Raw genomic sequence first — 3,484 nt, 5'->3', positions numbered from 1 at the left:
TGCGTAAAATAATCGATATCCTGTTTGTTGTAGTAACCATGGGAGCTTTAAGTGTAACACTGGGATTGTCAATTCCTATGATTTCTTCTATACTCTCCGACTTGACTGGTGTTACCCGCTCATTCGGAATGGACATGATGGTTATTGCTGCAATTGCAGTAGTATTTATCGCAAGTTCGTTTGTAGGTCTTGAGAAAGGAATGGCACGAATCAGCAGTTTAAATATTTATGGCTGCATACTATTTTTAGTCATAGTATTTTTAGCTTCAAACAAGGTTTTTGCAATGAATTTCTTTACTAACGGCGTCGGATTATACATTAGAGAATTTTTTAGTTTCGGATTCAATACCGATCCTATTTCAAATGGCGGCTTTCCACAAGGATGGACTATTTTTTATCTTGCTTACTGGTTCACATTCGCTCCTTTCACGGGAATATTCATTGCAAAGATTGCAAAAGGACATCGTTTGAAGGACATTCTTATGCTTACAATGCTTGGCGGCGGCGGTGGAAGTATGCTGATGTTCATGATTACAAGTTCTTATACGATGAATCTTGAACTCACAGGAAAACTGAATTGTGTAGAACTTATGCAGACAACCAGTGCAAACAATTTAATAGTACAGGTATTGAAAACACTTCCTATGGCCCCTGTTATGATGTCACTGTTTGCAATAGTTGCAATCCTGTTCATGGCTACATCACTTGACGGATCTGCATTCACACTAGCAGGAGTAACTCAGAAGAGACTAGATGAAAACGGGAACCCAAGTACAAAACTTAAAATGTACTGGTGCGTAGCACTTGTAGTTTTCCCAATAATTCTAACATATGCAAAAGCAGATCTTAACGCAATAAAAAGTGTAGCGTATGTTGTTTCATTCCCAATGGTTGTAGTTATCATAGTTTCACTCTACGGCACCATCAAGGGCATGCACAAGACATTTGGCGACATGTCAATAAGGGAAATAGATGAATACAACGACAATTTATGCAACCCTGAATCAGCTAAAAACATATCCAAATAATTTATACAAAAGTCATAACTTCTATGAGAAGCTTGACTAGAGATTTTAATTAGCTGAGTTGTCATGCATAATTGACAACTCGCTTTTTATTTAGTCCTGATTGCTAATATGTCTCTTGAATTTTTAGTAATGTAAAATAAAAATGATTAGGAGAAAATATGAAAGTAACTGAAGTAAGAGAAAATGCAAAAAAAAGATTTGCAGGCACTTGTAAAGTCTGCAAAATCTGCAATGGCATAGCATGTGCTGGAGAAGTACCAGGTATGGGCGGAGCAGGTACTGGACAAAGTTTTATAAACAATATTGAAGCCCTAAAGAAAATAAAGCTTAAATTAAGCACTTTACATGATGCCACAGATCCTGTTATGAACATCGATATTTGGGGTAATAAATTATCGGCTCCAATAATGACTGCTCCAATTAATGGAAGCTCTATCAATTTTGGAGGTTATCTTGAGGAGTCAAATTTTATTGAACTCACTGCATCAGCTGCTAATGATATGAATTTATTGGCAATGACCGGAGATACGGCTGATTATGAATGTTATAAGCATGGACTTACTGCAATTGATAATGTAGGAAAAGGCATACCAACAATAAAACCTAGAGATGTAGATTCAATTATTGAAAGAATCAGAATGGCGGAAAAATCAAATGCTACAGCTATAGCTATTGATGTAGATGGATCGGGAATAACTACTATGGCTTTAAGTGGGCAACCGGTTGGACCTTTAAATAGAAAGATGCTTGAACAAATTATTAAATCAACTGAATTGCCAGTTATTCTAAAAGGAATTATGACTGTTAAAGAGGCGGAGATAGTGGTTGAGGTAGGAGCTAAAGGTATTGTGGTTTCTAATCACGGAGGAAGAGTATTAGATGGAGTAGCAGGTGTTGCCGAGGTTTTGGAAAGTATTTCTGATAAAGTGAAAGGTAAAATTATTATTATGGCAGACAGTGGAGTAAGATCTGGGGTAGATATTTACAAGTATCTTGCGCTTGGAGCAGATATTGTGCTTATAGGTCGTCCCATAATAATTGGCGCAGTTGGAGGTGGTAAAGAGGGGGTTGAAACAATACTAGGAAGCATGAAAAACGAATTATATAGAGCTATGATTTTAACAGGATGTAAAACTTTGAGGGAAATCAGTACAAAAAATATTATAGGCTATAAATAGAATTGAACATAATACCGTATAAATGCTGGTTTTTGAGCAAAATAGAAGAATGTTTATGAGGAGATTATATGGTTTTTATTAATAATGATAAGGAATAAACAATAGAATGTAGTGAAAGAGAGAGTCACAATTGACTACCCTGGTCAACAGTGACTCTCTTTTTTATTTTGCGGATTCATAGTTGCTTGGTGCAGTATTGATAATAAAACGGACTTTGACTTTAATTAATTTTATTCGGTGCACTCTTCCCTTCAAATACCTCAACAATATTCTCTAGGCAAATCCGAGTCATATTCTCCACTGTATCAATTGTTGACCCACCTATATGAGCAGACATCACTACATTATCCATCTCAAGGAGTTCTGGTTCCACTTCTGGCTCATTCTCAAACACATCAAGCCCGGCACCTATTATACCGATTGTTTTACCTGTGATTTCTTGACCTACAAACCATTCCGGAGTCCAACCCTTGAAACCACCGCTACGTATGCATTTATCTGATTCCGTTATTCTTCTTGCTGTTGACATCAGCAACCCGAACGCAAGATTTGCCGTAACATCCGTTAACACACCTGGCGTATTGGATACAACAATATCTTTTTGTGCAGCATGTTCATAGTCTATATTATTGTATCCTGCTCCATAGCTGGCAATGATCTTAACATTCTTCATACTGTCAATTACTTCATTGTCGAAGTCGTTGTCATACATGGCAATAACAGCATCTACCTCGCCTACAGCATTTATGAGGGCTTCTTTCGCCATTACTTCCCCGCTCTTGTTCATAATGATTTCATATCTATCTTCCAATGCAAGCAATTGTCTGTCTGGTATTTCATATGTCACATATATCTTCTTCATTCTTCAATCATTTTTTAAATTTAACCCACCTTTTTAATTATTTCTTCATTTTCAATACACTTATATCTGAGCTTATACTTCTCAACAACATCCCAGTCGAGATCCACGCCCAACCCATAGCCCTTTGGAGCATGGATATATCCATCAGAATCAATATCAAATGGTTCAACTGCGCCAAGGTCATGAGTATCATGAGGATATGCATGTTCAAAATATGTGCAATTGTTGTGTGAAAGCATTATATGAAGATTTGCCGCCATCTGGATAGTATTTCCCCAAGACTGTACTTCACATCTCATGAAATTCGCCTCAGCCAAGTTCATTATCTTTCTCATTGGAGTTATTCCTCCGTTAACGCTAGTGTCTGCCCTAACATCAGTCCAAGCATCAAGTCGTATATAGTTTGCTATCTCCTG

4 protein-coding genes are annotated in these 3,484 nt (G+C 37.1%); 2 read left to right on the top strand and 2 right to left on the bottom strand.

What is annotated here, in order from left to right:
* Together AC3AX0_RS09435 and AC3AX0_RS09430 are read left to right on the top strand one after the other, a co-directional pair.
* A partial coding sequence (locus AC3AX0_RS09435; protein ID WP_487550042.1) for a BCCT family transporter occupies nt 1-1,028 on the top strand: 1,028 nt, incomplete at its 5' end.
* A gap of 158 nt (nt 1,029-1,186) precedes the next feature.
* The gene (locus AC3AX0_RS09430; RefSeq protein WP_487550041.1) at nt 1,187-2,206 is read left to right on the top strand and encodes an alpha-hydroxy-acid oxidizing protein; all 1,020 of its coding nucleotides are present in this window, start codon (nt 1,187-1,189) and stop codon (nt 2,204-2,206) included.
* Between the two features lie 220 nt (nt 2,207-2,426).
* On the opposite strand, the gene AC3AX0_RS09425 is transcribed toward AC3AX0_RS09430, so the two are convergent.
* Nucleotides 2,427-3,068 (bottom strand): NAD(P)-dependent oxidoreductase, encoded by a 642-nt coding sequence (locus AC3AX0_RS09425; protein ID WP_487550040.1) that lies wholly within the window; start codon nt 3,066-3,068, stop codon nt 2,427-2,429.
* Between the two features lie 20 nt (nt 3,069-3,088).
* A partial coding sequence (locus AC3AX0_RS09420) for an enolase C-terminal domain-like protein (protein ID WP_487550039.1) occupies nt 3,089-3,484 on the bottom strand: 396 nt, incomplete at its 5' end.

Source organism: Dethiosulfatibacter sp., assembly GCF_983023055.1.
Note: the sequence above shows the minus strand (reverse complement) of the source record. Positions and strands in the feature narration are given on the sequence as shown.